The organism is Maritimibacter harenae, assembly GCF_009882975.1.
GTDB lineage: Bacteria > Pseudomonadota > Alphaproteobacteria > Rhodobacterales > Rhodobacteraceae > Maritimibacter > Maritimibacter harenae.
On record NZ_WTUX01000010.1, the window covers coordinates 326,573 to 351,163 of the forward strand.

Sequence of the window (24,591 nt, forward strand, 5' to 3'; positions counted from 1 at the left end):
GCGCCTTGCCCCGTGGCCGGAACCGGGATATTCCCCGCCCGCGAGGCAAGGACGGACCCGGATCATGGCCAAAGTGAAGAAACAGCCCCGGCCCAAGGCGATCACGCCGAAGGGCTTTCGAGATTATTTCGGCGCGGACGTGGAAGAACGCCGCGCGATGCTCGACGCGATCGCGGGGGTCTATCATCGCTATGGCTTCGACGCGCTCGAATCCTCGGGTGTCGAAACGGTCGAGGCGCTGGGCAAGTTCCTGCCCGACGTCGACCGCCCGAACGACGGCGTCTTCGCCTGGCAGGACGAGGACGACACCTGGATGGCGCTGCGCTACGACCTGACCGCGCCGCTCGCCCGCGTCTATGCCCAGCACCGCAACGACCTCCCCACGCCCTATCGCCGCTACGCGATGGGCCCCGTCTGGCGGAACGAAAAGCCGGGGCCGGGGCGTTACCGCCAGTTCTACCAGTGCGACGCGGACACCGTCGGCACCGCCAGCATGGCAGCCGATGCCGAGATCTGCGCGATGCTGTCGGACGCGCTGGAAGAGGTCGGCATTCCGCGCGGCGACTACGTCGTCCGGATCAACAACCGCAAGGTGCTGAACGGGGTGCTCGAAATCATGGGCGTCGACGAGGGCGACACCCGCGACGCCATCCTGCGCACAATCGACAAGTTCGACAAGGTGGGTGAAGCGGGCGTGCGCGAGCTTTTGGGCAAAGGGCGGCTCGACGCGTCCGGAGCCTACATCGACGGTGTGGGGCTGACGGACGAACAGGCCGAGCCGGTGCTGCGCTTCCTCACCTCCAAGGGCGCCACGACGGAAGAGACGCTCGACAACCTGGCCGGCGCCGTGGGCGACAGCATCATCGGGCGCGAAGGCGTGGACGAGCTGCGCCAGATCGCCGACCTGCTGTCCTCCCAGGGCTACGGCCCCGATCGCATCGACATCGACCCCTCCGTCGTGCGCGGGCTGGGCTACTACACCGGCCCCGTCTTCGAGGCCGAGCTCACCTTCGAGATCCTCGACGAGAAGGGCCGCCCGCGCCAGTTCGGCAGCGTGGCAGGTGGCGGGCGCTACGACGACCTGGTCGCGCGCTTCACCGGCCAGCAGGTCCCCGCCGTGGGCGTCTCCATCGGCGTCGACCGCCTGCTCGCCGCGCTGCGCGAGAAGGGCCGGATGGGCGGGACCGCCCAAGGCCCCGTCGTCGTCACCGTCATGGACCGCGACCGTATGGCCGACTACCAGACGATGGTCGCGGAACTGCGCGCCGCCGGCATCCGGGCCGAGGTCTACCTGGGCAACCCCAAGAACTTCGGCAACCAGATGAAATACGCCGACAAGCGCCAATCCCCGGTCGCCGTCATCGAGGGCGGGGACGAGAAGGAACGTGGCGTGGTTCAGCTCAAGGACCTGATCCTCGGCGCCAAGATCGCCGAGAGCGCGACGTTGGAAGAGTGGAAGGAACGCCCTTCCCAGATCGAGGTTTCGCGCGCCGATCTCGTCTCCGAAGTTCGAAAAATGCTGGCCAGCCAGGATGACTGAGACCGCCGCCATCCGCGCCGAGGCGGCGCGCCTGCTCGCCCTCTTCGAGGGGCAGGGCGCGCAGGTCGCCGAGACCTCGGTCCTGCAGCCGGCCGAGACGCTGCTCGACCTTTACGGCGAGGACATCCGCGCGCGGGCCTACGTCACCACCGACCCGCACATGGGCGAGGCGATGCTGCGCCCGGACTTCACCGTGCCGGTGGTGCAGATGCACATGGCCGACGGCGCCGAGCCCGCCCGCTACACCTACGCGGGCGAGGTCTTCCGCAAGCAGGAGGACGACGCGCGCCGGGCGCCCGAGTACATGCAGGTGGGCTACGAGGTCTTCGACCGCAGCGACCCGGCGGCCTCGGACGCCGAGGTCTTCGCGGTCTTCTCCGACATCCTCGGGGGCGCGGGCCTGCGCGCGGCCACGGGGGACCTGGGCATCCTGCTGGCCGCGGTGCGCGGGCTCACCACCACCGAGCGGCGCAAGGCCGCGCTCCTGCGCCACCTGTGGCGCCCGCGCCGCTTCCGCGCGCTGCTCGACCGATTCTCGGGTCGCGCCCCGCAGCCCGAAGGGCGCGCGGCGCTCGCCACCGGCGACCCGCTGGCCGATCTCGACGCCCCGATCATCGGCCTGCGCGGCCGGGCCGAGATCGAGGAACGGATCGAAGCCCTGCGCGAGGACATGGCGGCGCCCCCGATCCCCGAACCCGAGGTCGCGCTCCTCAATGACCTCATGTCCCTGCGCGAAACCGTGAGCAACGTCTGCGAACACCTGCGCGACCTGGCCGTCGACCTGCCCGCCATCGGCGACGCGGTGGACCGGTTCTGCGCCCGCGCCTCGGCGCTCGCCGCCCACGGCGTGGACATCGACGCGCTCGACTTCGAGGGCTCCTTCGGACGCACGACGCTGGAATACTACGACGGCTTCGTCTTCGGCTTCTACGCGGCCGCCCGCCCGGACCTGCCGCCGGTCGCCACCGGCGGGCGCTACGACGCGCTCACCCGGGTGCTCGGGCGCGGCTCGGAAATCCCGGCGGTGGGCGGCGTGATCCGCCCCGAACTGCTGCTCGCGGCGGGAGGCAAAGCATGACCGTCAAACTCGGCGTGCCCTCCAAGGGCCGGCTCATGGAAAAGACCTTCGACTGGTTCGCCGACCGCGGCGTGACGCTGACGCGCACCGGGTCGGACCGGGAATACGCGGGCGCGGTGCACGGCATCGACGGGATCGAGCTCGTGCTGCTCTCGGCGGGCGAAATCCCCCGCGAACTGGCTGCCGGGCGCATCCACCTGGGCGTGACCGGCTCCGATCTGGTGCGCGAGAAGCTGGGGCTCTGGGAAGAGAAGGTGGGCGAGCTCACCCCGATGGGCTTCGGCCATGCCGACCTCGTGATCGCCGTCCCCAAGGCATGGGTCGACGTGACCACGCTGGACGACCTCGACGCGGTCGCGGCCGCCTTCCGCCGCCACCACGGCTTCCGCCTGCGCATCGCCACCAAGTACCACCGCCTGATCCGCGACTACCTGCGCGATCACGGGGTCGCCGACTACCAGCTCGTCGACAGCCAGGGCGCGACCGAGGGTACGGTGAAGAACGAAACCGCCGAGGCGATCGCGGACATCACCTCGACGGGCGAAACCCTGCGCGCCAACCACCTCAAGATCCTCTCGGGCGGCCCGGTCCACCGCAGTCAGGCCACGCTTTTCAAAAGCCGCAAGGCCGACTGGACGAAAGAGGACCGCTATACGCTGGCCGCCCTCAAGGACCGGCTCGGGATCGAGGACTGATCCCCTTCATCGTTCCCTAAATACTTCGGTGGGGGTGCGGGGGAGGCAGCGCCTCCCCCGCGTCGCGCCATCTCCTCACTGGCAGCGCACCGTCCGAGTCCCTATGTTTGCCGAAACGGACGAGGGAACGGGTTGGTTTTCAACGACATCGCAGACGGGATCGTTCGCCAGGTCGAGGCGGTCGGGAACAGCGTGAACGAGACGCTGTTCGAGCCGGTGATCCGGCTCGGCGTCACCGGGCTCAGCCGCTCGGGCAAGACCGTGTTCATCACCTCGCTGGTCGCGAACCTCATGAACCGGGACCGGATGCCGGGGTTCCTGCCGGCCGCCGAGGGCCGCATTCTGAGCGCGTTCCTGCAACCCCATCCCCACGCCCACGTGCCGCGCTTCGACTACGAATCGCACCTGTCGGCGATGACCGGGCCGGACCCGCACTGGCCGCAGTCGACCCGCGCGGTGAGCGAACTGCGGCTGTCGTTCCGGGTGAAGCCCGGCGGGCTCCTGTCCGGGATTCGCAGCCCGCGCACCGTGCATCTCGACATCGTGGACTATCCCGGCGAATGGCTTCTCGACCTCGCGCTTCTCGACCAGGACTTCGAAAGCTGGTCGGCCGACGCCATCGCGCGGGCCGAGCCGCGCGCGTTGGCCGCCCCCTTCCGCGCGGCGCTCGCGGAGACGGATCCGGCGGCCGATTATGACGAGCAGGCCGCGCAGGGGCTGTCGGCCGCCTTCACCACCTATCTCAAGGCCGCGCGCGAGGCGGGTTTTTCCGACTGCACGCCGGGCCGCTTCCTGCTGCCGGGCGAGATGGAGGGTTCGCCCGCGCTCACCTTCGCGCCGCTCCCCAGGCCGGATCGCGCGCGCCGTGGCTCGCTCCACCGCGAATTCGAGCGCCGCTACGAGGCCTACAAGTCCACCGTGGTGAAGCCGTTCTTCCGCGACCATTTTTCCCGCATCGACCGGCAGGTCGTGCTCGTCGACGTGCTGGGCGCGATCCATGCCGGCCCCGCCGCGCTCGAGGATCTGCGGCAGGCGATGGCCGAGATCCTGTCGGCCTTCCGCCCCGGCCGCAACGCGTTCCTGACCAGCCTGCTTCTGGGCCGGCGCGTCGAGAAGATCCTCTTCGCGGCCACCAAGGCGGACCATCTGCACCACCGCCAGCACCCGCAGCTCACCGCGATCATGGGCGCGCTCATGCGCGAGGCGCGCGATCGCGCCGATTTCGCGGGGGCCGAGACGGGGGCCATGTCCATCGCGGCGCTTCGGACCACGGTCGAGGAGACGCTCGAGCATGGCGGAGACACGCTCGACTGCGTGCGCGGGCGGCTGCTCGACACCGGCAAGCGCGCGGCCTTCTATCCCGGTGCGCTGCCCGAGGATCCCGCGCGGCTCCTCAAGCCCGCACGGGAAGGGGCCGACAGCTGGCTCGACGCCGATTACGGGATCATGCGCTTCGCCCCGGCCGAGATCACGCTCAAGCCCGGCGAGGGGCCGCCGCATATCCGGCTCGACCGGGCAGCGGAATTCCTGATCGGGGACAGGCTGTGACCGGCCTGCGCATCACGCCGGCGCGGCCTTGGGACACGCCTGCGCTCGCCCGAATCCTTTGGGATTTCGGGACCGAGGCCCCCTGGCTGCCCCGCACCCGCACCCGGCGCGACGAGATGCGCGCGCTGCGCCGGCTCGTCCGGCGGGGCCGGGTCCGGGTCGCCCGGCGCGGGCCGCGGGTGGTGGGTTTCATCGCGGTGGCCGACGGCGAGGTGCACGGGCTCTACCTTGAACCCGGTGTGCGCGGGCGCGGCGTCGGGCACTGCCTGATCGCGGATGCACAGGCGCGCGCCGACCGGCTGGGTCTCTGGGCGCATGCCGCCAACCACCGGGCGCGCCGGTTCTACGCCGCCAACGGTTTTCGCCCCACGGCGATCGGCGACGGCAACGACGAGCGGCTCACCGAACTGCGTTTCGAATGGGAGAGGGCGTGATGGCCAAGGGACCCGTGCTGATCGACCTCGAGGAACAGGCGCCGTCGAAAGAGACGCCTGCCACCGCCCCGCCGGTCGAAGAGCCCGATTCCGCGCTGCCCGAGCCGCGCGCGATGGAGATCGCCGCCCGGATCGCGGCGCGCAAGCCCTCGCGCCTGGCCCGCTGGTTCTGGGCGCTGTTGCTTTCGGTGATCGGTTTCGCGGCCTCCGTCGCGGCATGGGATTTCGTTACCGGGCTCCTGGAGCGCAACCCGGTGCTGGGCCTCACCGCGACCGTGCTGGTCGTGGCCTTCCTGTTCGTCTGCCTTGTCATCGGCCTGCGCGAACTCGCGGCCTTCGCGCGGCTGCGCCGGGTGGACGACATCCACACGGACGCCGAAGCCGCCATCGCCCATGCCGACCTCGCCGAGGCGCGCAAGGTGGTGGACAAGCTGCGCCGCCTTCTGCGCGGGCGCGACGAATTGCGTTGGGGGCTCGACCGGTTCGAGTCCCGCGAGGGCGAGGTGTTCGACGCCGACGGGCTCCTCCACCTCGCCGAGGCGGAACTCCTGGGACCGCTCGACGCCGCGGCCCGCCGGGAAATCGAGGTCGCCGCGCGGCAGGTGGCCACCGTGACCGCCATCGTGCCGCTGGCACTGGCCGACGTGGTGACGGCGCTTACCGCCAACATCCGCATGATCCGCCGGATCGCCGAGATATACGGCGGCCGGTCCGGCGCGCTGGGTGCCTGGCGGCTCACCCGCGCGGTGATGACGCATCTGGTCGCGACCGGCGCCGTCGCCGTGGGCGATGACCTGATTCACTCGGTCGCTGGCGGCACGGCGCTGTCGCGCATCTCGCGGCGCTTCGGCGAAGGCGTGGTGAACGGTGCGCTCACAGCCCGCGTCGGCGTGGCTGCGATGGAAGTGTGCCGGCCGCTTCCCTTCATGCGCGCGAAGAAGCCCGCCGTCACGCGGTTGGTGCAGCGCGCCCTGACCGGGCTTTTCGGGCAGAAAGGGTGAGGGCAGGGCGGTTGCCCTCGGCCGGGCGACCGGCTATCACCCCGCCCATGATGCATCGGGCGATCATCATTCGAATTACGGGCCCGGCTCTCTGATAAAGAGACGCCGGGACAAGGCGTATGGACCCCGCGCCGCCCTTATCCTACACACCACCCGACCGAATTCGAAGGACCTGAGGCCATGTGCGCCGATACGCCCGACTACAAAGATACTCTGAACCTCCCCGAAACCGATTTCCCGATGCGCGCGGGTCTGCCCAAGCGCGAGCCCGGCTGGCTCGAGCGTTGGGAAAGGATCGGGGTCTACGACCGCCTGCGCGAAAAAGAGGGGCGTCCGCCCTTCACGCTTCACGACGGCCCTCCCTACGCGAACGGCCACCTGCACATCGGCCACGCGCTGAACAAGATCCTCAAGGACATGATCGTGCGCAGCCAGCAGATGCTGGGCCACGACGCGCGCTACGTGCCGGGCTGGGATTGCCACGGTCTTCCGATCGAGTGGAAGATCGAGGAGCAGTACCGCAAGAAGGGCATGGACAAGGACAAGGTTCCGGTCATCGACTTCCGGCAGGAGTGCCGCAAATTCGCCGACGGCTGGATCGACATCCAGCGCGACGAGTTCAAGCGGCTGGGCGTGACCGGCAACTGGGCCGACCCCTACCTCACGATGGACTACCACGCCGAGGCGGTGATCGCGGAAGAGTTCATGAAGTTCCTCATGAACGGCACGCTCTACCAGGGCTCCAAGCCCGTCATGTGGTCGCCGATCGAGAAGACCGCGCTGGCCGAGGCCGAGGTCGAGTACCACGACAAGGAAAGCTTCACGATCTGGGTGAAATTCCCGGTGATCGATTTCAACGTGCCCGACGAAGACCGCATGTCCGAGGAAGAGACCCCGGAGATGCGCGAAGCCGTGGCACAGACCATCGCGGAGACGCGCGAGAAATTCCTGGGCGCCAACGTGGTGATCTGGACCACCACGCCCTGGACGATCCCCTCCAACAAGGCGGTCGTCTTCGGCGCGGACTACGACTACGGCCTCTACGAAGTCGTCGACACGCCCGAGGAATGCTGGGCCAGCAAGGGTGAGCGCTACATCCTTGCCGACAAGCTGGCCGCGCAGACCTTCGCCAAGGCACGGCTCGAGGAAGGGCAGTGGAAGCGCGTCTCCGACGTGACCGCGCACCAGCTGGCCGCGATGACGCTCGCCCACCCGCTGGCGGGTGCCGAGGGCTCGAAGGGCGAATGGGACGATCCGCGCGACTTCCGCGCCGCCGACTTCGTCACCGACGAGGAAGGCACCGGCTTCGTCCACTGTGCGCCTTCCCACGGGATGGAGGAATACGAACTCTACCGGGACCTCGGGATGCTCGACCAGGTCATCACCTACAACGTGATGGACGACGGCGGCTTCCGCGAGGATCTGCCGTTCTTCGGGGGCACCTACATCCTCAGCCGCAAGGGCGGCGAGGGGAACGCGAACAAGACGATCATCGACAAGCTCGTCGAGGTCGGCGGACTGCTGGCGCGCGGCAAGATCAAGCACAGCTACCCGCACAGCTGGCGCTCCAAGGCGCCGGTGATCTACCGCAACACCTCGCAGTGGTTCGCGGCCGTCGACCGCAAGCTCGACGACGGGATGGGCGAATACGGCGACACGATCCGCGAACGCGCGCTGACCTCGATCGACAAGCTGGTGAAATGGACGCCCCGGACCGGGCGCAACCGGCTTTATTCCATGATCGAGGCGCGGCCCGACTGGGTGCTGTCGCGCCAACGCGCCTGGGGCGTGCCGCTGACCTGCTTCACGAAGAAGGGTGCGCTGCCGACCGATCCGGACTTCCTGCTGCGCGACGACACGGTGAACGCGCGCGTGGTGGCGGCGTTCGAAGAACGCGGCGCGGATGTCTGGTACGAGGACGGCTTCAAAGCGCGCGTGCTCGACGGCATCGTGAACCCGGACGACTACGAGCAGGTCTTCGACGTGCTCGACGTGTGGTTCGACAGCGGGTCGACCCACGCCTTCGTGCTGCGCGACCGCCCGGACGGGACGAAGGACGGCATCGCCGACCTCTACCTCGAAGGCACCGACCAGCACCGCGGCTGGTTCCACTCGTCGCTTCTGCAGGCCTGCGGCACCAAGGGCCGCGCGCCCTACCGGGGCGTGCTGACACACGGCTTCACGCTCGACGAGAAGGGCATGAAGATGTCCAAGTCGCTGGGCAACACCATCGTGCCCGAGGAAGTCACCAAGCAATACGGCGCGGATATCCTGCGCCTCTGGGTGGCGCAGTCGGATTACACGAACGACCAGCGGATCGGGCCCGAGATCCTGAAGGGCACCGCCGACAGCTACCGCCGCCTGCGCAACACCATGCGCTTCCTGCTGGGCAACCTCGCCGGCTTCTCGGACGACGAGAAGGTCGATCCGGCCGACATGCCGGAGCTGGAGCGCTGGGTGCTGCACCGGGTGGCCGAGCTCGACGAGGTCGTGCGCCGGGGATTCGCCGAGTACGACTTCCAGGGCATGTTCCAGCAGGTCTTCAACTTCGCGACCGTGGAGCTGAGCTCGTTCTACTTCGATGTGCGCAAGGATGCGCTCTACTGCGATGCCACGGATTCGCTCGAACGCCGTGCGGCACGCACCGTGCTCGACATCCTGTTCCACCGGCTCGTCACCTGGCTGGCCCCGATCCTCGTCTTCACGATGGAAGAGGTCTGGCTGGAGCGGTTCCCGGGCGACGACAGCTCGGTCCACCTCGTCGATATCCCCGGCACGCCCGCGGCGTGGAAGGATGCTGGGCTGGCCGACAAGTGGGCCGGCATCCGCAAGGTGCGCCGCGTGGTGACCGCCGCGCTCGAGGTGCAGCGGCGCGAGAAGGTCATCGGCGCCTCTCTCGAGGCTGCGCCGGTGGTGCATGTCGAGGACGCCGACCTGGCTCACGCGCTGGGCACGGTCGATTTCGCCGATATCTGCATCACCTCGGACGTGTCGGTCACGACCGACCCGGCGCCGAACGAGGCCTACCGCCTGCCCGAGGTTTCGGGCGTCGCGGTGGTCTTCGAAACCGCCGACGGCGAGAAGTGCCAGCGCTGCTGGAAGATCCTGCCGGACGTGGGCACCCACAAGCACGAAGGCGTCTGCCACCGCTGCGACGCGGCGCTGGGGTGACCATCCGCGTCGAGAGCCCGGTTGGCCCGCTTTTTGTGAGCGAAGCCGACGGGGCGATCACGCGGGTCTCCTGGCAGGCCGGCAAGGTCGGGGAAGAGACCCCGCTTCTCGCCCGGGCGCGGGCGCAACTGGCCGAGTATTTCGACGGCAAGCGGCAGGCGTTCAACCTGCCGCTTCGCGTTTCTGGCTCAGCGTTCCAGCAAGAGGTCTGCGCCGCGATGTCCGCGATCCCCTTCGGCGAGACGCGCACCTATGGTGAGATCGCGCGCGGGCTGGGCGTTCCGGCCCAGGCGGTCGGACAGGCCTGCGGCGCGAACCCGGTGCCCGTGGTCATTCCCTGCCATCGCGTGCTGGGCGCCACGTCGCTGGGCGGCTACTCGGGCGAGGGCGGGGTGGAGACCAAGGTCTGGCTCCTTCGCCACGAAGGGGCGGGCGGCCTTCTGATCTGAGCCGCGGGCGTGGCGCGGCTTGACCGCCGCACGCCCCGGGGCTAGGGCGAGGCACAGCCAAGGAGACACCCATGCCCACCTGGACCGCCCTGACCACATTGAAAGGCAAGACCTCTGCCGAAGCGCTGGGCGAGGCGATGGAAAGCCTGACCCCGGAACCCACCGGCGTCGGGGTCTTCGAGCTCGAGGACGACAGCGGCCTTTGGGAGGTCGGCGGGTATTTCACCGAGGAACCCGACCGTGCCGGGCTCGCCCTCCTGTCGGCGATGTACGAGGCGCGCGAATTCGTGATCTCCGAGCTGCCCGAGATCGACTGGGTCGCGCACGTGAAGCGCGAACTGCAGCCGGTCGAGGCCGGGCGCTTCTTCGTCTACGGCAGCCACGATGCCGATCGCCTGCCCCCCGACCGGGTGGGGCTGAAGATCGAGGCGTCGATGGCCTTCGGCACCGGCCATCATGGCACCACATTGGGCTGCCTGAAGGCGCTGGATCGCTGCGCCACGGCGGGGATTGTGGCACGGAATGTGGCGGATATCGGCTGCGGCACCGCCGTGCTGGCGATGGCGGCTGCCAAGATCTGGCCCAATCCCGTCATCGCCTCGGACATCGATGCGGTGGCCGTGGACGTGGCCCGCGCCAACGTGCGCGCCAACGGTCTGGAGGACCGGGTCCACGTGGTCGAGGCCGCCGGTTTCGACCACCCCGACCTGGAGCAGGGGCAGCCCTTCGACCTGGTTTTCGCCAATATCCTCAAGGGGCCGCTGATCGGTCTCGCGCCCGACATGGGCCGCGTCACCGCCCCGGGCGGGCGGGCGATCCTGTCGGGCATCCTGAACCCCCAGGCGTCCGAGGTCATCGCGGCCTACGAGGCGGCCGGATTCCGGCTCGATGCGCGTGACGAAATTGGGGATTGGACGACGCTGGTCGTAGAAAAATTAGCCTAATTTCGAGCGGTTCAGGTCTCATTCAGGCCCGATTTTTCACTACTAATGTGAACAGATCAGTTCATAGAAGGCCAGACACCATGGCGGATATGAAGCAAGACGAGTTCTACCGCCGCCTTGAAGGCATCGAGCGCAAGCACAAGACCCTCTCCGGCGGCTACGTGCGCCTCGAAGAGCGCAACGGCATCCTGACGCCGGTGCAGAAGGTGCGCCCCAAGCGCGCCTTCCCGTGGCGCGGCCTGTTTCTCGTCGCGCTGGCCTTCATTCTGTTCAAGGCGACGCTGTTCGCCCACCTCGGTCCCATCGGCTACATCAGGAACCACGCGGAGCTCGAACAGGGCGGCGTGGTGGAGCGCATGGGCGCCTGGATCCTGCGCCCGGACCCGGTCACGATCTTCATTGCCGACAAGATCGACCCGGTGGTCAACGCCTTCAACTTCCTCGACCGGGACACGATCGTGGACCAGGAAACCTACCTCGACCGCTGAATTCAGGACAGGTCGATTTCCACCAGCCCCAGCTTGCGCGCGCTCTCGGTCGACAGGATCGCCGAGTTGAGCCCGTTGTCGATCTGGTAGCTCCGGATCGCGCGCCGGGTGGCGGCATCGAGCGTGCCGGAGGCCGGACCGTCGTAGAGCCCGCGCGCCGAAAGGGCGCGCTGGATCGAGGCGATGAACTCAGGGGTCCAGCGTGGCGGGCACGGGGTCTCGAAATAGATCGACTCACGCCCGTCGACGATGCGCGCCTCGGTGACGGTTTCGTACTTCGCCGGCGCGATGATGTTGCCCTCGGGGCCGATCTCGGCCTCCTTCACCAGCTTGTGCTCTGTGACCTGTTCCACGGTGGCCGGGGTCACGTCCTTGCCGTAGCAGGCGCCGGGCCGGGCGCCGGGAGGACCGAGGGTGAAGTCGGTGATGATCTCCTCGTCCCCGAAATCGGCGCGCGTCACCTCCTGCCCCGTGGGTGCGGGGGTGCAGGCCGACAGCGCGAGACACAGCAAGGCTGCACCCGGCGGGGCATGGAAGATGCGAAACATACTGCTCGTTGTCCTTCTGGCGGACGGTTTTGGCGCAGAATAGCGTGATTTGTGGAATCGCGCTAGCCCTGCCCATCGCCGCGCGCGGGCGGTTGCGCAAGGCTGTCGAGCATCCAGGAGATGTCCTCGACCCGGTCCGCGACCACGTGGGTCACGCCGCTCTGGCGCTGGAGGCGCCCGGTCACGCGCAGCGCCCGGCCGGCCACCACCGCGCGGCGGAAGCGTTCATAGACATTGCGCCAGACGACCACGTTGGCAATCCCCGTCTCGTCCTCGAGCGTGATGAAAACCACCCCCTTCGCGGTGCCCGGCCGCTGGCGTACCAGCACCAGCCCGGCCACCGTCACCCGCGCCCCTTCCGGCGGGCGGTCGAGGTCGCGGTGCAGGATCGCGGCGGGCGGGCGCGGCCAGGGCCGGGGGCCGGCGCGCAGGGAATCTGGCGCGGGATGAGTCATGAGAACAAAATAAGAACAAATGCGGTGCCGCGCAACGGGGTCAAAGCGGGCTGGACCCTGTCCGGCCCCCCAGTTAGAACATCGCCGACAGGAATCCGGAGACCCCGATGGCGAAGATCACCTATATCGAGCACAACGGCACCAAGCACGAAGTCGAGGTGGCCAACGGCCTGACCGTGATGGAAGGCGCGCGCGACAACGACATCCCCGGTATCGAGGCGGATTGCGGCGGCGCCTGCGCCTGTTCGACCTGCCACGTCTACGTGGCCCAGGAATGGGTCGACAAGCTGCCGCCGAAAGAGGCGATGGAAGAGGACATGCTCGACTTCGCCTACGAGCCGGATCCGGCGCGCTCGCGCCTGACCTGCCAGCTGCAGGTCTCCGACGCCCTCGACGGGCTCGTCGTGCAGATGCCGAAGATGCAGATCTGATGCGCGGGCTCGCCGCGGTTCTTCTCGCCCTCACCGCCCCCGTGGCGGTCGAGGCCAAGGAGATCGCGGCAGCCTCCTACGTCGAGCCGACCGACGCTTACGGCCACGGCGCGCTCGAAGACGGCGAATACGCCGGGCTGCGCATCGACTACGACGACGGCAGCCACAACGTCATCCGCTTCGACGGCGCCGTGTTCGAGGACACCGCACCGCGCCTGCACGATTTCGACGACGACGGCACGCCCGAGGTGGTCGCGGTCCTGTCGGGCTTCCGGGTCGGCGCGATGGTCCAGCTTTTCGACGTCGACGGCGAATGGGCCCGGCCCGTGGGCCAGACCCGGCCGATCGGCCAGCGCCACCGCTGGCTCGCCATCGCCGGGATCGCCGATTTCGACGGAGACGGGCGTGACGACGTGGCCTATGTCGACCGCCCCCACCTGGCGCGGACCCTGCGGCTGGTGACGGTGGAGCTGAGCGCCGACGGCGCGCGGCTCACCCCCTATGCCGCGCTCGGCGGGCTCTCCAATCACCAACTGGGCACCCCCGATATCGAGGGCGGGGTGCGCGACTGCGCCGGACGCCCGCCCGCCGTTCTGACTGCCAACGCCGACTGGACGCAGGTGATGGAGACGGTCTGGAGGGACGGCGCGCTGGTCGCCACGCCCGTTGCCCCCTTCCGCGGGCCGCAGAGCTTCGCCCCGCACCTGGCCTGCGACTGAACGGTCACGGCCGCGGGGGCGCTGCCCCCGCGCCCCCGAAGTATTTCCGGAACGATGAAGGTCAGGCGGCGGGCGCGTTCCTGGCCAGCATCCCGTCGAGCGTGTTGGCCAGCGCGCCGGGCGCGACGCGGGGTCGGGCGCGCCAGGGCCAGTTGCCGTAGGTGATGAGCGCGCCCAGCAGCAGGAGGAACAGGGTGGGGATCGCGGCGCCCACCAGCCGCTCGGCCGAGAGGTCGGCGGCGAGAGCCGCGACGGCGAGCACGAGCCCTGCGACAAGCGCGCCCAGGCCCACGAGGAACATCCCCCAGCGCCCGCCGCGCACCACGCCGAGCGCCACCTTGTGGTCGGGCCGGGCGGTCGCGAGCGCTCGCAGGATCGCCGCGCAGGCGGCGAGGTGGGTCCGGGCGTCGGGATCGTTGGCATAGCCGCGCCGTGCGCCGTCGTAGCCGATCGAGTGCCGCGCTTCGCCGGAATGCAGCTCGAGCCGGACCACCCGGTTGCCCCTGCTCACCCGGTTCACGAAGGCCGCGTCGCTGATTTCGGCGAGGTCGAGGGTCCAGTCGGTGCCCGACAGCCGGGTGCCATCGAGCGTAAGGGTTTCGGCCCCGGCATGCGCGCCCGGTGTCCAGGAAAACCGGCGCGGCGCCATCAGAGCGCGCGCCAGCCGATGTCGCTTCGGTTGAAACCCTCGGGCCAGTCGATCCGCTCGATCATCGCGTAGGCGCGGTCGCGCGCCTCGCGCAGGCTGTCGCCCCGGGCGGTGACGTTGAGCACCCGACCACCGGCGGCGGTGATCCTGCCCTCGCGTTCGCGGGTGCCGGCGTGGAACACCATCTGCCTGGAGGTTTCCTCGATGTCGTCGAGCCCGGAGATGACCGAGCCCTTCTCGTAGGCGCCCGGATACCCTTTCGCCGCCATCACCACGGTCATCGCGTGGTCGTCGGCCCAGTTCACCCGCCGGCCTTCGAGGCGCCGCTCGGCGCAGGCCAGCATCAGGTCGAGCGCCTGCGCGCCCAGCCGCATCATCAGCACCTGGCATTCCGGGTCGCCGAAGCGGACATTGTACTCCACGAGCCGGGGCTGGCCGTCCTTGATCATGAGGCCCGCGTAGAGCACGCCGCGGTAGGGCGTGCCGCGTTCGGCCATGACGCGCATGGTGGGCGCGATGATCTCGTCCATCGCCTTCTGCACGACCGCGTCGGTCAGGACGGGGGCGGGGGAGTAGGCGCCCATGCCGCCCGTGTTGGGCCCGGTGTCGCCGTCGCCCACGCGTTTGTGGTCCTGCGCGGTGCCGATGGGAAGCAGCGTCTCGCCGTCCGAGAGGACGAAGAGCGAGCCTTCTTCGCCCTCCATGAACTCCTCGATCACCACCTCGGCCCCGGCCGCGCCGAATTCGCCGCCGAACATGTCGTCGATGGCGGCGAGCGCCTCGGCCTCGTCCATCGCGACGATCACGCCCTTGCCGGCGGCCAGCCCGTCGGCCTTGACCACGATGGGGGCGCCCTGTTCGCGGATGTAGTCCCTTGCAGGCCCGGCTTCGGTGAAGCGGGCGTAGGCGGCGGTGGGCGCCTCGGCCGCGTCGCAGATCTCCTTGGTGAAACTCTTGGAGGCTTCGAGCTCGGCGGCGGCCTTCGAGGGGCCGAAGACCAGGATGTTCGCGGCCTCCAGCGCGTCGGTGACGCCGGCGGCCAACGGGGCCTCGGGCCCGATGATCACGAAGGTGATCGCGTTGACGTTGCAGAAGTCGACGACCCGTTCGCCATCCTCGATGTCCAAGGTCGCACATTCCGCGATCTGGGCGATCCCGGCATTGCCCGGCGCAACGATCAGCTTGTCGCATTTCGGGTTCTGCATGACGGCCCAGGCCAGCGCATGTTCGCGGCCACCACCGCCGAGGATGAGGATGTTCACGGCGTTCGTCCTTTCGCTGTTCACGCGGTCAAATAGCGGCGTGCTGCCCAAGGGGCAAGCCGCGCACGGCGGCGTGTTGCCGGCGTGTGCGCCGGGGCGGAACTCAAGGGCGCCACGGCCCGTTGGTCGCCCGACAAGCAAAAGGAGCACAGCATGTCCAATCTCGACGGAAAGAAGATCGCCATTCTCGCCACCCACGGGTTCGAGCAATCCGAGCTGGAAGTGCCGCTCGAGAAGCTCAAGGCCGCGGGGGCCGAGGTCCACGTCATAGCGCCGGAGGCCGGCGAGATCACCGGCTGGGACCAGAAGGACTGGGGCCGCGGCGTGAACGTCGACCTGGCGCTCGACGAGGCGAAAGCGGCCGATTACGACGCGCTGGTGCTTCCGGGCGGGCAGATCAACCCGGATCTCCTGCGGCTCAACACCGAGGCGCTGGCCTTCATCCGCGCCTGTTTCGCGGGCGGCAAGACCATCGCCGCCGTCTGCCACGCGCCGTGGCTTCTGATCGAGGCGGGGATCGCCAAGGGGCGTCACATGACCTCTTTCAAGTCGATCCGCACCGACGTCACGAACGCGGGCGGTCACTGGGAAGACAGCCCCGTGGTGGCCGACAACGGGATCGTGACCTCGCGCAACCCCGGCGACCTCGACGCGTTCTGCGACAAGATCGTGGAAGAGGTGAACGAAGGGACGCATCACCGGCAGGCCGCCTGATCTTTCCTTCGGTTTGCGGATCGGGCATGGTCCGGCCATGTCCGACCTGATCGAAGACCCGACCCCCGGCAGCAACGCGCCGGAATTCACCGTCTCGGAAATCTCCGGGGCGGTGAAACGCATGATCGAGGGCGAGTTCGGCCACGTCCGCGTGCGCGCCGAGATCGGGCGCGTGTCGCGGCCGCGCTCGGGCCATGTCTACCTCGACCTCAAGGACGACCGCGCTGTCCTCTCCGGTGTCATCTGGAAGGGGGTGGCGAGCCGGCTGGCCACCCAGCCCGAGGAAGGGCTCGAAGTGGTGGCGACGGGGCGGCTCACGACATTCCCCGGGCAATCGAAATACCAGATCGTGATCGAGGACATCGCGCCCGCCGGCATGGGCGCGCTGATGGCGATGCTCGAGAAACGCAAGGCTGCGCTGGCGGCCGAGGGGCTTTTCGCCGCCGAACGCAAGCGGCCGCTGCCGTTCCTGCCCGAGATCATCGGGGTCGTCACCTCGCCCTCCGGGGCGGTGATCCGCGATATCCTGCACCGCCTGCGCGACCGGTTTCCGCGCAAGGTGCTGATCTGGCCGGTGGCCGTGCAGGGCGAGCGCTGTGCGCCCGAGGTCACCCGCGCGATCGAGGGGTTCAACGCGCTCAGCCCCGGCGGGGCATTGCCGCGCCCGGACCTGATCATCGTCGCGCGCGGTGGCGGGTCGGTCGAGGACCTGTGGGGCTTCAACGAGGAAAGCGTCGTGCGCGCTGCCGCGGCCTCGGACATCCCGCTGATTTCCGCCGTGGGGCACGAGACGGACACCACGCTGATCGACCACGCCGCCGACCGGCGCGCGCCCACACCGTCGGCCGCCGCGGAAATGGCGGTGCCGGTGCGCCGCGACCTGTTGGCCTGGGCGGCCGAGCAGGAGGCGCGGCTGACCGGCGCCCTGAACCAGGGGCTGACCTGGCGGGGGCAGCGCCTGACCGACATGTCGCGTGCGCTGCCGCGGCCCGAGGCGCTGATCGAGGGCCCGCGCCAGAAGCTTGACTGGGCCGACCAGCGCCTGCCCGCCGCGCTCATCGCGAACGTGCGCCGCGAAGAGGTGCGGCTGAACCGCGCCTCCGGCGGGCTGCGCCCGGGGCTTCTGAGCAATCGCGTGGCGGTGCTGCGCGACCGGGTGGCCGAACGCGGCGACCGGCTGGGCCGCGCGCTGGAACGCCCCACCGAGGCGGGCAAGCGCGACCTTGGGCGCATCGTCCTCAGGCTCGACCCCGGCCGGATCGAGGAGGCGCGCCGGCGCGGGCAGCGCGAGCTCGAGGCGCTGTCCGCCCGGTTGTCGCGGGCCGGACAGGGACAGATCGAGGGATGGCGCGACCGGCTGTCCGCCCTCGACCGGATGCGCCAGACGCTGGGCTACACCGAGACATTGAAGCGCGGCTACGCGGTGGTGCGCGGCGATGGCGAGGTGGTGACCTCGAAGGCCGCCGCCGCGAAGGCCGCTGCCCTCGAGATCGAATTCGCGGACGGCCGGATCGGGGTCGGCGCGGGCGCGGGCAAACCGGCATCGACATCGAAGAAGTCCAAGGACGAGCCGCCGGAACAGGGCTCGCTCTTCTGAAAATGTCGGAAAAATGTGCGCGCCCGCGGCGCGCGCAGGTCTTGCGTGGCCCCTGCGGGCCACGCGGTGATGAGGGGACCAGTCCCCTCAAACTCCCCTGAGGTACTTGGAAAACGAAGAAGGGGTCAGACCCCGACTTCGGGCCCGAGGCACTGGAGCGGCCCCTCGGCTTCGCCGGTCTCGTAGAGCTCTTCGTACTCCGGGTTGTTCTCGAACTGGGCCACGAGCGTGGAGCCGCGCAGGTAGAAGGACCAGCATTGTGGTTCCGGGTTGTCCTCGTAGACGAAGCAGATGTTGCCGTCCGACGGGTACCAGTGGCCCGACTTGCAGCGCCCGTCGAGGAAGGACCAGCGCACGCGGCGGTTCTCGAGGTAATCCTCGCCGCCGTAGCTCTGCCCCTCGAAGCCGTAGATCAGCGTCTTGCCGGTCACGTAGGCCTCGAATTCCTCGGCGGTCAGCCGATCCTGCGCCTGTGCGGCGACGGGCAGGACCAGGGCGAGGGCCAGGGCGCGGATCATGGGGTGCGGCCTTTCCAGTTGGCGAGCGCCGGTTTCATCACCCGGCGCCAGTGTTTGGGAAAGAGCGCCAGCGCGGCCATCGCCGGGAGCGACGAGGGCAGGGTCGGCGCGCCTTCGTGGTGCGCGAGCGCCGGATAGCGGCGGCCCGGGTGGGCGTGGTGGTCGGAATGGCGCGGCGCGTTCAGCATCAGGTGACGCGAGAACCAGTGGCCCGCGTTCCAGCTGTGCTGCGGTCCCACCGGCTCCAGCCGGCCGTCCGGGCGCGTGGCGCGGGTCAGGCCGTAGTGCTGGACGTAATCCGACAGAAGAAGCTGGAGCGTGGCGTAACCTGCGAGCGCCAGGTGCACGGCAAGCCCCGCCCGGCCGAAGGCGAGCGTCGACGCGGCGAGGCAGGCCGCGCCCCCCGCGCAATAGGTCAGATAGGGTGTCGGTCCCCGCCGGCCCGCGCGGGCGAGGTCGGCGCGCTCGGCCCTGTATCCTTTCACGAAACTGCCCCACCAGGCGCGGCGCGCGAAGCGGTAGAAGCTTTCGTTCTCGCGCGCCGAATTGGGATCCTCGCGCGAGGCGGCCCAGCGGTGGTGCACCTTGGTGTGCGCCGAAGCATGGTGGCCGAAGAGAAGCGAGATGTAGACCCATCTGCCCAGCTCGAAGAGCGGGCGGCGGGTGCGGTGGATGAGTTCGTGCGCGTTGGCGTTCGAGACCTGGCCGAAGAAGAGCCCGGCGGCGACGAAGAGCCCCAGCGTGGGGGCGGGAGCGAGCCCGCCGGTCGCAAGCGCCCGGATGACGAGACCCAGAAGCGCGAAGTGGGCAATCGCGAGCAGGGCCGAAAGCCCGTCGGCGGCCGGCAGTTCGCGCGTCGGGTCCGCGGGCGGGTCGAGCGCGCGGACGAGCTGGTCCATCGCGAAGGTGAAAAGCGTCATGTAGAGGAGTGCGGCCCAGATCCATGCGCCGCCCAGGAGCGCCCCCGCCGCGATCAGGACGACCGGGGTCAGGGTGGCTGTCGCATAGGCACGCACGGGGTGGGTCATTCTTCCACATTAGGACGCACGGGGCCGCGCGGGAAGGGGCGGGACACCGCGCGCCCTCGCGAAGGCTTGACCCAGCCGGTGACCCGGTCATGCTCACCGGGGTCGAGGAGGAGACATGATCGCACCCGTGCTGGCCTGGGCCGGAATCCTGGCCGCCCTGATCTATCTGCCGATGTCCGAGGACGCGCCCAACGGGCCGCGCTCGGTGGTGAAGATGCTGCCGCTCCTGTTCTTCGCCTATGCCGCCTACCACGCGGGCGGGGGTGCCTTCCTGATCGCCGGGCTGCTTCTGTCCGCGCTGGGCGATTTCGCCCTGTCGCGCAGCGGGCAGGCCGCGTTCCTGTCGGGCCTCGGTGCCTTCGCGCTCGCGCATCTGGCGTATGTCGTGCATTTCCTGGCGCTGTCGGGCGTGCCGCTCTTAGCCGCCTTCACGCTCAACGCGCCGCTCGCCGTGTTCCTTGTCGCCTTCGCCGGGTTGGCCGAGCTCTGGCTCGTGCCCTACACGGCCGGGCTGAAATGGCCCGTGCGCGTCTATATCGTGCTGATCACGCTCATGGGGCTGGCCGCGCTCACCCTGCCGGTGGGCACGGCCGTCCTGGGGGCCGCGTTCTTCATCGCCTCCGACACGCTTTTGGCCTACCAGCTTTTCCGGATGGACCCCGACAATCCGCTCCTGGGGCGGGTCGGGTGGTCGGTCTGGATCTTCTACATCGCCGGGCAGGCGATGATCCTGTCGGCCTGAGGCTTCCATATCGCGCCAAAGGCGATTAGGTGGAAACGAAGACCGGAGGCGCCATGTCGTTTTTCAGAAAACTCAAGGATCGGCTGACGAAATCCTCCTCGAAGCTCGAAGAGGGGCTCGAGGCGATCGTCGACGAGGGCGGAGAGGCCGAGGAGGTCACCGCAGCGGAGCCGGAACCTCGGCCCGAGCCGGAACCGGAGCGTCCGCAGACGCCGGGCCCGGATGCCGAGCCGGACCCCGACCCCGCGCCCGAGCCCGAGAACGTGCCGCAGCCCGATCCCGTGACACCGGGCGAGGAGCCGACGCCCGACACCCCGCCCACCGAGGTGCCCACGCCGGAGAGCGAGCCGGTCCCGGATGCACCGCAGGTGCCCGAACCGGGGCCGGAGGAAGTGCCGCAGGCGCCGGACGAGATCCCGGGCGGCGCACCGTCCGAGGCGCCCCAGCCGAATGATCCGACGCCCGACCCGGTCCCGATGGAGATCGACCTGCCGGACCCCGATGACGGCGGCGGCGAGACCAGCGAGCGGCCCGGGTTCATCGGCCGGCTCCTGGGCCGGGGCGGTGCGAAGACCACGGTGACGCGCCGGGTGCTCGACGACGACATGCTGGAAAGCCTCGAGGAGCTTATGATCGCCTCGGACATGGGGGTGGATACCGCGCTGCGCGTGTCGGCCAACATCGCCGAGGGACGGCTCGGGCGGAAGGTGTCGGTGGCGGAGATCAAGGAGATCCTCGCCACGGAAATCGCCCGGGTGATGGAACCCGTGGCCAAGCCGCTCCCGATCTATCCCAAGCGCCCGCAGGTGGTGCTGGTGGTCGGCGTGAACGGCGCCGGCAAGACCACGACGATCGGCAAGCTCGCTTCGCAGTTCCGCGCGGCCGGCAAGTCGGTGGTGATTGCCGCGGGCGATACGTTCCGCGCCGCGGCCGTCGAGCAGCTCCAGGTCTGGGGCGATCGCGCCGGGGTGCCGGTGCTGACCGCGCCCGAGGGGTCGGACCCGGCGAGCCTGGCCTACGACGCGCTGAAGAAGGCGCAGGACGAGGGCGCGGACCTGCTGATGATCGACACCGCCGGGCGGCTTCAGAACCGGCAGGACCTCATGGCCGAGCTCGCCAAGATCGTGCGGGTTCTGAAAAAGCTCGACGAGAGCGCGCCGCACAACACCGTGCTCGTCCTGGACGCGACCACCGGGCAGAACGCACTGAGCCAGGTCGAGACGTTCCAGAAGCTCGCCGACGTGTCCGGGCTGGTGATGACCAAGCTCGACGGCACCGCCAAGGGCGGCGTGCTGGTGGCGCTGGCCGACAAGTTCGGCCTGCCGATCCACGCCATCGGCGTGGGCGAGCAGATCGAGGACCTCGCGCCCTTCGATCCCGAGGATTTCGCCAAGGCCCTGACCGGCCTTTGAGGCGGGTTTTCGCGCCCTGCCGGCGCCGGGGCGACCTGTTGCGGGGCCTGCCCTGCGAACCTGTCTCATGTGCGATGGAGGGGGCTGTCTGCCCCCTCCAAACCTCCCCCGAAGGTATTTTCGAAACGAAGAAGGGGGTAGGGTTGCCACCAGGGGTCAAAAAATTACCGTATTCACCCGTTAGATGAGAGACGGGTCCCGGGCAGGGCCCTTTGGTTGACGCAAGGGGACTTCTCAACCGCATGCATCGACGCAAGACCACAGACCCCGTGCTCCTTCTCAAGGGCACGCGGACCGCGATGTCCTTCGTGGCGGAATCGCGCCGGCTCGCCATCTCGGATCCCTATCCGGAGGATGGCCAGCCGGGGTATTCGGTCATGGCGGACGTGCTGGCGCGGGCGGTGCTCTTCGCCAACTGGGAGGTTGTCGGGGCCGCGGCGCTGATTCAGGCCGGGGACACGGTGCGTGTCGCGGAGGCGGGACTTCTCGGCCCGTTTCGCACGGACGAGTTCATGCGTCGCCTGACCTGGCGGATGCTGGCGGACGCGGCGCACGACCTGATCGGGGTGGATGCCATCGAGGACGCCTGGCGCGAGCCGCTGGAGATCACCGCCTTCATCGAGCGGCGTCGGGTGAACCGGGCCGAGGACCGGGCGGCCGCGCCAACGCCGATCGGGACGCTGGACATTCCCGTCGACCCGGCGGTGGCCGCGCGTATCGGCGAACGCGAAGGCGGGCCGCGCCGGGTGGGAATACCGCGTGCACCCCGCCGGGTCTCGCTGTAACCAGCCGGAATGAGCGAATGGATTCGCGGCCTCGAGGGGACCGAGGCCGGGCATAGCGCCGCGCTGGCGCTCGCGGTGCTGGCCGCCTTCCTGCACGCCCTTTTCGGCGCCTTGCAGAAGGGACGGCATGACCCGTGGCTGTCGCGCGGCGCGATCGACGCGACCTATGGCCTGCTTGCCGCGCCCTTCGCGCTGTTCGTCGTGCCCTGGCCGGACCCGTCGCTGATCCCGCTTTTCGCGCTGATCATTGTCATCCACATCCTCTACAAGGTGGCCCAGGGCGTGACCTACACGCTGGGGAGTTACACGGTCGTCTACCCGGTGGTGCGCGGGACCGGTCCGCTCTTCACGGTGATCGGGGCCGGGATCCTCTTCGGCGAGCATTTCACGGCCCTGCAATGGGTGGGGGTGGGCCTTCTGGTGGCGGCGATCTATGGCCTCGCGCTCTACAACCTCAAGCATTGGCAGGTGGACCGCCACAACCTCAAGCCCGCGCTGGCGATGGCGGTGGTGACCGGGCTTTTCGTCGCGCTCTACACCACGATCGACGCCTACGGCATCCGCGCGACGCCGAATCCCTTCACCTTCCTCGCCTGGTTCTTCATGCTCGACGGCATCGCCTTCGCGCTCTACGGGGCCTGGCGCTACGCGCACATGGCCGAGCCGCCCGCGCCCGGCCCGCTGGCCCTGCGCGGGCTGACCGGCGGGCTCGTCGCCTATTTCTCGTTCGGGTCGATCATGCTGGCCACGCGGCTCGATGACGTGGGCGAAGCGGCGGTGCTGCGCGAAACCTCGACCGTTTTCGCCGCCCTCATCGGCTGGCTCGTGCTCAAGGAAAGCACGGGGCCCCGCCGGGTCACGCTCATGGCATTGATTGCCGCAGGGGCTGTAATCGTCGAGATGGGAGGTTAAATAGGGCGTGATCAGGAAACCATGTCAGGACGTAGGCGACCCATGAGCGAAGTGACGGACACCAAGGCGGCCGGGACCGACGGCAAGAAGGTCAATCCCTGGCTGCGTGCGGCGCTGGAATACGGACCGATCATCGCGTTCTTCGTCGGCTACATGATCGTGCGCGACATGAGCTTCACCGTGAGCGGCCGCGAATACGACGGGTTCCTCGCCGTCACGGCGGGCTTCATCCCGCTCCAGGCGATCTGCACCTTCATTCTTTGGCGCGTCACCGGCACGATCTCGGCGATCCAGATCGCGACCGTGGTGCTGGTCGCCGTGATGGGCGGGATCTCGATCTGGCTGAACGACGAGCGCTTCATCAAGATGAAGCCGACCATCCTCTACGTCTTCTTCTTCGCGGTGCTGGCCTTCGGGCTCTTGCGCGGCCAGAGCTACATCAAGGTGGTGATGGACCATTCCGTGCCGATGGAGCACGAAGGCTGGATGATCGTCACCCGGCGCCTGGCCCTGTTCTTCGCCGGTCTGGCGCTCGCGAACGAGGCGGTCTGGCGCACGATGTCCACCGACGTCTGGGTCAACTTCAAGACCTTCGGTCTGCCGCTGGCGATCTTCGGGTTCTTCATGGCCCAGTCGCGGGTGTTCCAGAAATACGGGATCGGTGACGACGAGGCGGAATGATCCGCGCTAGCGGTCGTTCAGCCCTTTTCCGGCAAGGATCCTGTCCGCGTGCCGGTCGATCCGCGCGATGCGCGTGGCCGATTGCTTTGCTCCCGAGACATGCAGGTTGTAGGCGCGCTGGCGCCCCGGCGTGAGCGCGAAGAAGGCGGCCTCGAACGCCGGGTCATCGCGGAACCGGTCGCGCAGTTCGGGCGCCCAGTCCGGCGTATCGGGCGCAGGGACGCCGAGCCCGGCCTTGTCCACGGCGATGGCCTGGGCGACGAGCGCCTGGACCTGGGCCTCGCGCGCCTGCACCTGGGCGACGCTGGTGAAGCACAGGCGCTTGGCCGCGCGGCTGTTGGGCCCCTGCGCTTCGAGCAGACCGTCGGGGTCGTCGAGCAACGTCCCCTTGAAGAACATCAGCGCCAGGAAATCGTTCATCCGCTGCAGGATCGCGATGTTGTGGCCCGCGTGGGTGTAGCAGGGCTTGCCCCATTTCCGGGTCTCCACGAGCGGCGTGCGCCCGAGCACCGCGCGCAGGGCGAGCCCGGTCTCGCGCCACGATTCGGCCGTGTCGAACTGTCGGTCGAGCGCCTGGGTCATCGGTCGGTCCTCCTCTGCTTCGAAAGATAGCTCCACGGGCGCGCCCGGTCCATTGCGCCCGCGCCACAGCGCCGACGGGAATGTCCGCGCGACGCGAAAGTGATGGGCCGAGGCTTGGCGCACGGCCCGCGAGCCGTAAAATGATTCTTGTTGGGCCGATTCACGGGGGGCCGTGGATCGCGGGGGAGTCGGAGCTTGGGATGGCCGT

Annotated in this window: 26 protein-coding genes; 19 read left to right on the forward strand and 7 right to left on the reverse strand. The window is 69.1% G+C overall.

What is annotated here, in order from left to right; genetic code table 11:
* Positions 1-64 precede the first annotated feature (64 nt).
* The 10 genes from hisS (at position 65) to GQE99_RS05915 (ending at position 11,348) form a co-directional block, all read left to right on the forward strand.
* Positions 65-1,540, forward strand: coding sequence for a histidine--tRNA ligase (hisS, locus tag GQE99_RS05870; protein WP_161350655.1), 1,476 nt, complete (start codon positions 65-67; stop codon positions 1,538-1,540).
* The gene (locus tag GQE99_RS05875) at positions 1,533-2,618 is read left to right on the forward strand and encodes an ATP phosphoribosyltransferase regulatory subunit (protein ID WP_161350656.1); all 1,086 of its coding nucleotides are present in this window, start codon (positions 1,533-1,535) and stop codon (positions 2,616-2,618) included. The genes hisS and GQE99_RS05875 overlap by 8 nt, the downstream gene beginning before the upstream one ends.
* Positions 2,615-3,313 carry an ATP phosphoribosyltransferase gene (gene hisG / locus GQE99_RS05880; protein WP_161350657.1) on the forward strand — a complete coding sequence of 233 codons (699 nt, stop codon included), beginning with the start codon at positions 2,615-2,617 and terminating at the stop codon, positions 3,311-3,313. Before GQE99_RS05875 ends, hisG begins: the two co-directional genes overlap by 4 nt.
* A 132-nt stretch (positions 3,314-3,445) precedes the next feature.
* Positions 3,446-4,861, forward strand: a complete 1,416-nt coding sequence (locus GQE99_RS05885; protein WP_161350658.1) for a YcjX family GTP-binding protein — start codon at positions 3,446-3,448, stop codon at positions 4,859-4,861.
* A complete protein-coding gene (locus GQE99_RS05890) occupies positions 4,858-5,295 on the forward strand; it encodes a GNAT family N-acetyltransferase (RefSeq protein WP_328794057.1) in 438 nt (145 codons plus the stop codon). Before GQE99_RS05885 ends, GQE99_RS05890 begins: the two co-directional genes overlap by 4 nt.
* Positions 5,295-6,296, forward strand: coding sequence for a YcjF family protein (locus GQE99_RS05895; protein WP_161350659.1), 1,002 nt, complete (start codon positions 5,295-5,297; stop codon positions 6,294-6,296). Before GQE99_RS05890 ends, GQE99_RS05895 begins: the two co-directional genes overlap by 1 nt.
* A 180-nt stretch (positions 6,297-6,476) precedes the next feature.
* Positions 6,477-9,467 (forward strand): isoleucine--tRNA ligase, encoded by a 2,991-nt coding sequence (gene ileS, locus GQE99_RS05900; RefSeq protein ID WP_161350660.1) that lies wholly within the window; start codon positions 6,477-6,479, stop codon positions 9,465-9,467.
* On the forward strand, positions 9,464-9,916 hold the full coding sequence (locus GQE99_RS05905) for a methylated-DNA--[protein]-cysteine S-methyltransferase (protein WP_161350661.1): 453 nt from the start codon (positions 9,464-9,466) through the stop codon (positions 9,914-9,916). The genes ileS and GQE99_RS05905 overlap by 4 nt, the downstream gene beginning before the upstream one ends.
* Before the next feature lie 71 nt (positions 9,917-9,987).
* Positions 9,988-10,860 (forward strand): 50S ribosomal protein L11 methyltransferase, encoded by an 873-nt coding sequence (locus tag GQE99_RS05910; RefSeq protein ID WP_161350662.1) that lies wholly within the window; start codon positions 9,988-9,990, stop codon positions 10,858-10,860.
* An 80-nt stretch (positions 10,861-10,940) separates the two neighbouring features.
* Entirely contained in the window at positions 10,941-11,348 is a 408-nt protein-coding gene (locus GQE99_RS05915) for a hypothetical protein (protein ID WP_161350663.1), read from the forward strand.
* Between the two features lie 2 nt (positions 11,349-11,350).
* Here the strand turns inward: GQE99_RS05915 and GQE99_RS05920 are convergent, their stop codons facing one another.
* Positions 11,351-11,896 (reverse strand): peptidoglycan-binding domain-containing protein, encoded by a 546-nt coding sequence (locus GQE99_RS05920; protein WP_161350664.1) that lies wholly within the window; start codon positions 11,894-11,896, stop codon positions 11,351-11,353.
* Between the two features lie 62 nt (positions 11,897-11,958).
* Positions 11,959-12,351: an OB-fold nucleic acid binding domain-containing protein gene (locus GQE99_RS05925; protein ID WP_161350665.1), complete on the reverse strand. Its 393-nt coding sequence runs from the start codon at positions 12,349-12,351 to the stop codon at positions 11,959-11,961.
* A gap of 107 nt (positions 12,352-12,458) precedes the next feature.
* On the opposite strand from GQE99_RS05925, the gene GQE99_RS05930 reads away from it, so the two are divergent.
* Both GQE99_RS05930 and GQE99_RS05935 read left to right on the forward strand, forming a co-directional pair.
* Positions 12,459-12,782 (forward strand): 2Fe-2S iron-sulfur cluster-binding protein, encoded by a 324-nt coding sequence (locus tag GQE99_RS05930; RefSeq protein ID WP_161350666.1) that lies wholly within the window; start codon positions 12,459-12,461, stop codon positions 12,780-12,782.
* Positions 12,782-13,501, forward strand: coding sequence for an FG-GAP repeat domain-containing protein (locus tag GQE99_RS05935; RefSeq protein ID WP_161350667.1), 720 nt, complete (start codon positions 12,782-12,784; stop codon positions 13,499-13,501). The genes GQE99_RS05930 and GQE99_RS05935 overlap by 1 nt, the downstream gene beginning before the upstream one ends.
* 61 nt (positions 13,502-13,562) lie before the next feature.
* Here GQE99_RS05935 and GQE99_RS05940 read toward each other — a convergent pair whose 3' ends face one another.
* Positions 13,563-14,150 carry a hypothetical protein gene (locus GQE99_RS05940; RefSeq protein ID WP_161350668.1) on the reverse strand — a complete coding sequence of 196 codons (588 nt, stop codon included), beginning with the start codon at positions 14,148-14,150 and terminating at the stop codon, positions 13,563-13,565.
* On the reverse strand, positions 14,150-15,412 hold the full coding sequence (purD, locus tag GQE99_RS05945; protein ID WP_161350819.1) for a phosphoribosylamine--glycine ligase: 1,263 nt from the start codon (positions 15,410-15,412) through the stop codon (positions 14,150-14,152). The genes GQE99_RS05940 and purD overlap by 1 nt, the downstream gene beginning before the upstream one ends.
* Positions 15,413-15,565: 153 nt before the next feature.
* Here purD and GQE99_RS05950 point away from each other — a divergent pair, with 153 nt between their 5' ends.
* On the forward strand, positions 15,566-16,126 hold the full coding sequence (locus GQE99_RS05950; protein ID WP_161350669.1) for a type 1 glutamine amidotransferase domain-containing protein: 561 nt from the start codon (positions 15,566-15,568) through the stop codon (positions 16,124-16,126).
* 37 nt (positions 16,127-16,163) lie between these two features.
* Entirely contained in the window at positions 16,164-17,723 is a 1,560-nt protein-coding gene (gene xseA, locus GQE99_RS05955) for an exodeoxyribonuclease VII large subunit (RefSeq protein WP_161350670.1), read from the forward strand.
* Between the two features lie 125 nt (positions 17,724-17,848).
* Here the strand turns inward: xseA and GQE99_RS05960 are convergent, their stop codons facing one another.
* Positions 17,849-18,241, reverse strand: a complete 393-nt coding sequence (locus tag GQE99_RS05960; RefSeq protein WP_161350671.1) for a hypothetical protein — start codon at positions 18,239-18,241, stop codon at positions 17,849-17,851.
* Complete coding sequence (locus tag GQE99_RS05965; RefSeq protein WP_161350672.1) at positions 18,238-19,269, reverse strand: alkane 1-monooxygenase; 1,032 nt, start codon at positions 19,267-19,269, stop codon at positions 18,238-18,240. The genes GQE99_RS05960 and GQE99_RS05965 overlap by 4 nt, the downstream gene beginning before the upstream one ends.
* Positions 19,270-19,384: 115 nt before the next feature.
* Here GQE99_RS05965 and GQE99_RS05970 point away from each other — a divergent pair, with 115 nt between their 5' ends.
* The 5 genes from GQE99_RS05970 to GQE99_RS05990 all read left to right on the forward strand — a co-directional run bounded on the left by GQE99_RS05970 (position 19,385) and on the right by GQE99_RS05990 (position 23,801).
* Entirely contained in the window at positions 19,385-20,011 is a 627-nt protein-coding gene (locus GQE99_RS05970) for a lysoplasmalogenase (RefSeq protein WP_161350673.1), read from the forward strand.
* Between the two features lie 53 nt (positions 20,012-20,064).
* The gene (gene ftsY / locus GQE99_RS05975) at positions 20,065-21,423 is read left to right on the forward strand and encodes a signal recognition particle-docking protein FtsY (protein WP_161350674.1); all 1,359 of its coding nucleotides are present in this window, start codon (positions 20,065-20,067) and stop codon (positions 21,421-21,423) included.
* Between the two features lie 242 nt (positions 21,424-21,665).
* On the forward strand, positions 21,666-22,208 hold the full coding sequence (locus tag GQE99_RS05980) for a hypothetical protein (RefSeq protein WP_161350675.1): 543 nt from the start codon (positions 21,666-21,668) through the stop codon (positions 22,206-22,208).
* Positions 22,209-22,217: 9 nt separating this feature from the next.
* Complete coding sequence (locus tag GQE99_RS05985) at positions 22,218-23,120, forward strand: DMT family transporter (protein WP_161350676.1); 903 nt, start codon at positions 22,218-22,220, stop codon at positions 23,118-23,120.
* A gap of 42 nt (positions 23,121-23,162) precedes the next feature.
* The gene (locus GQE99_RS05990) at positions 23,163-23,801 is read left to right on the forward strand and encodes an inner membrane-spanning protein YciB (protein WP_161350677.1); all 639 of its coding nucleotides are present in this window, start codon (positions 23,163-23,165) and stop codon (positions 23,799-23,801) included.
* Between the two features lie 6 nt (positions 23,802-23,807).
* Here GQE99_RS05990 and GQE99_RS05995 read toward each other — a convergent pair whose 3' ends face one another.
* Positions 23,808-24,383, reverse strand: a complete 576-nt coding sequence (locus GQE99_RS05995; RefSeq protein ID WP_161350678.1) for a YdeI/OmpD-associated family protein — start codon at positions 24,381-24,383, stop codon at positions 23,808-23,810.
* Positions 24,384-24,591: the final 208 nt, after the last annotated feature.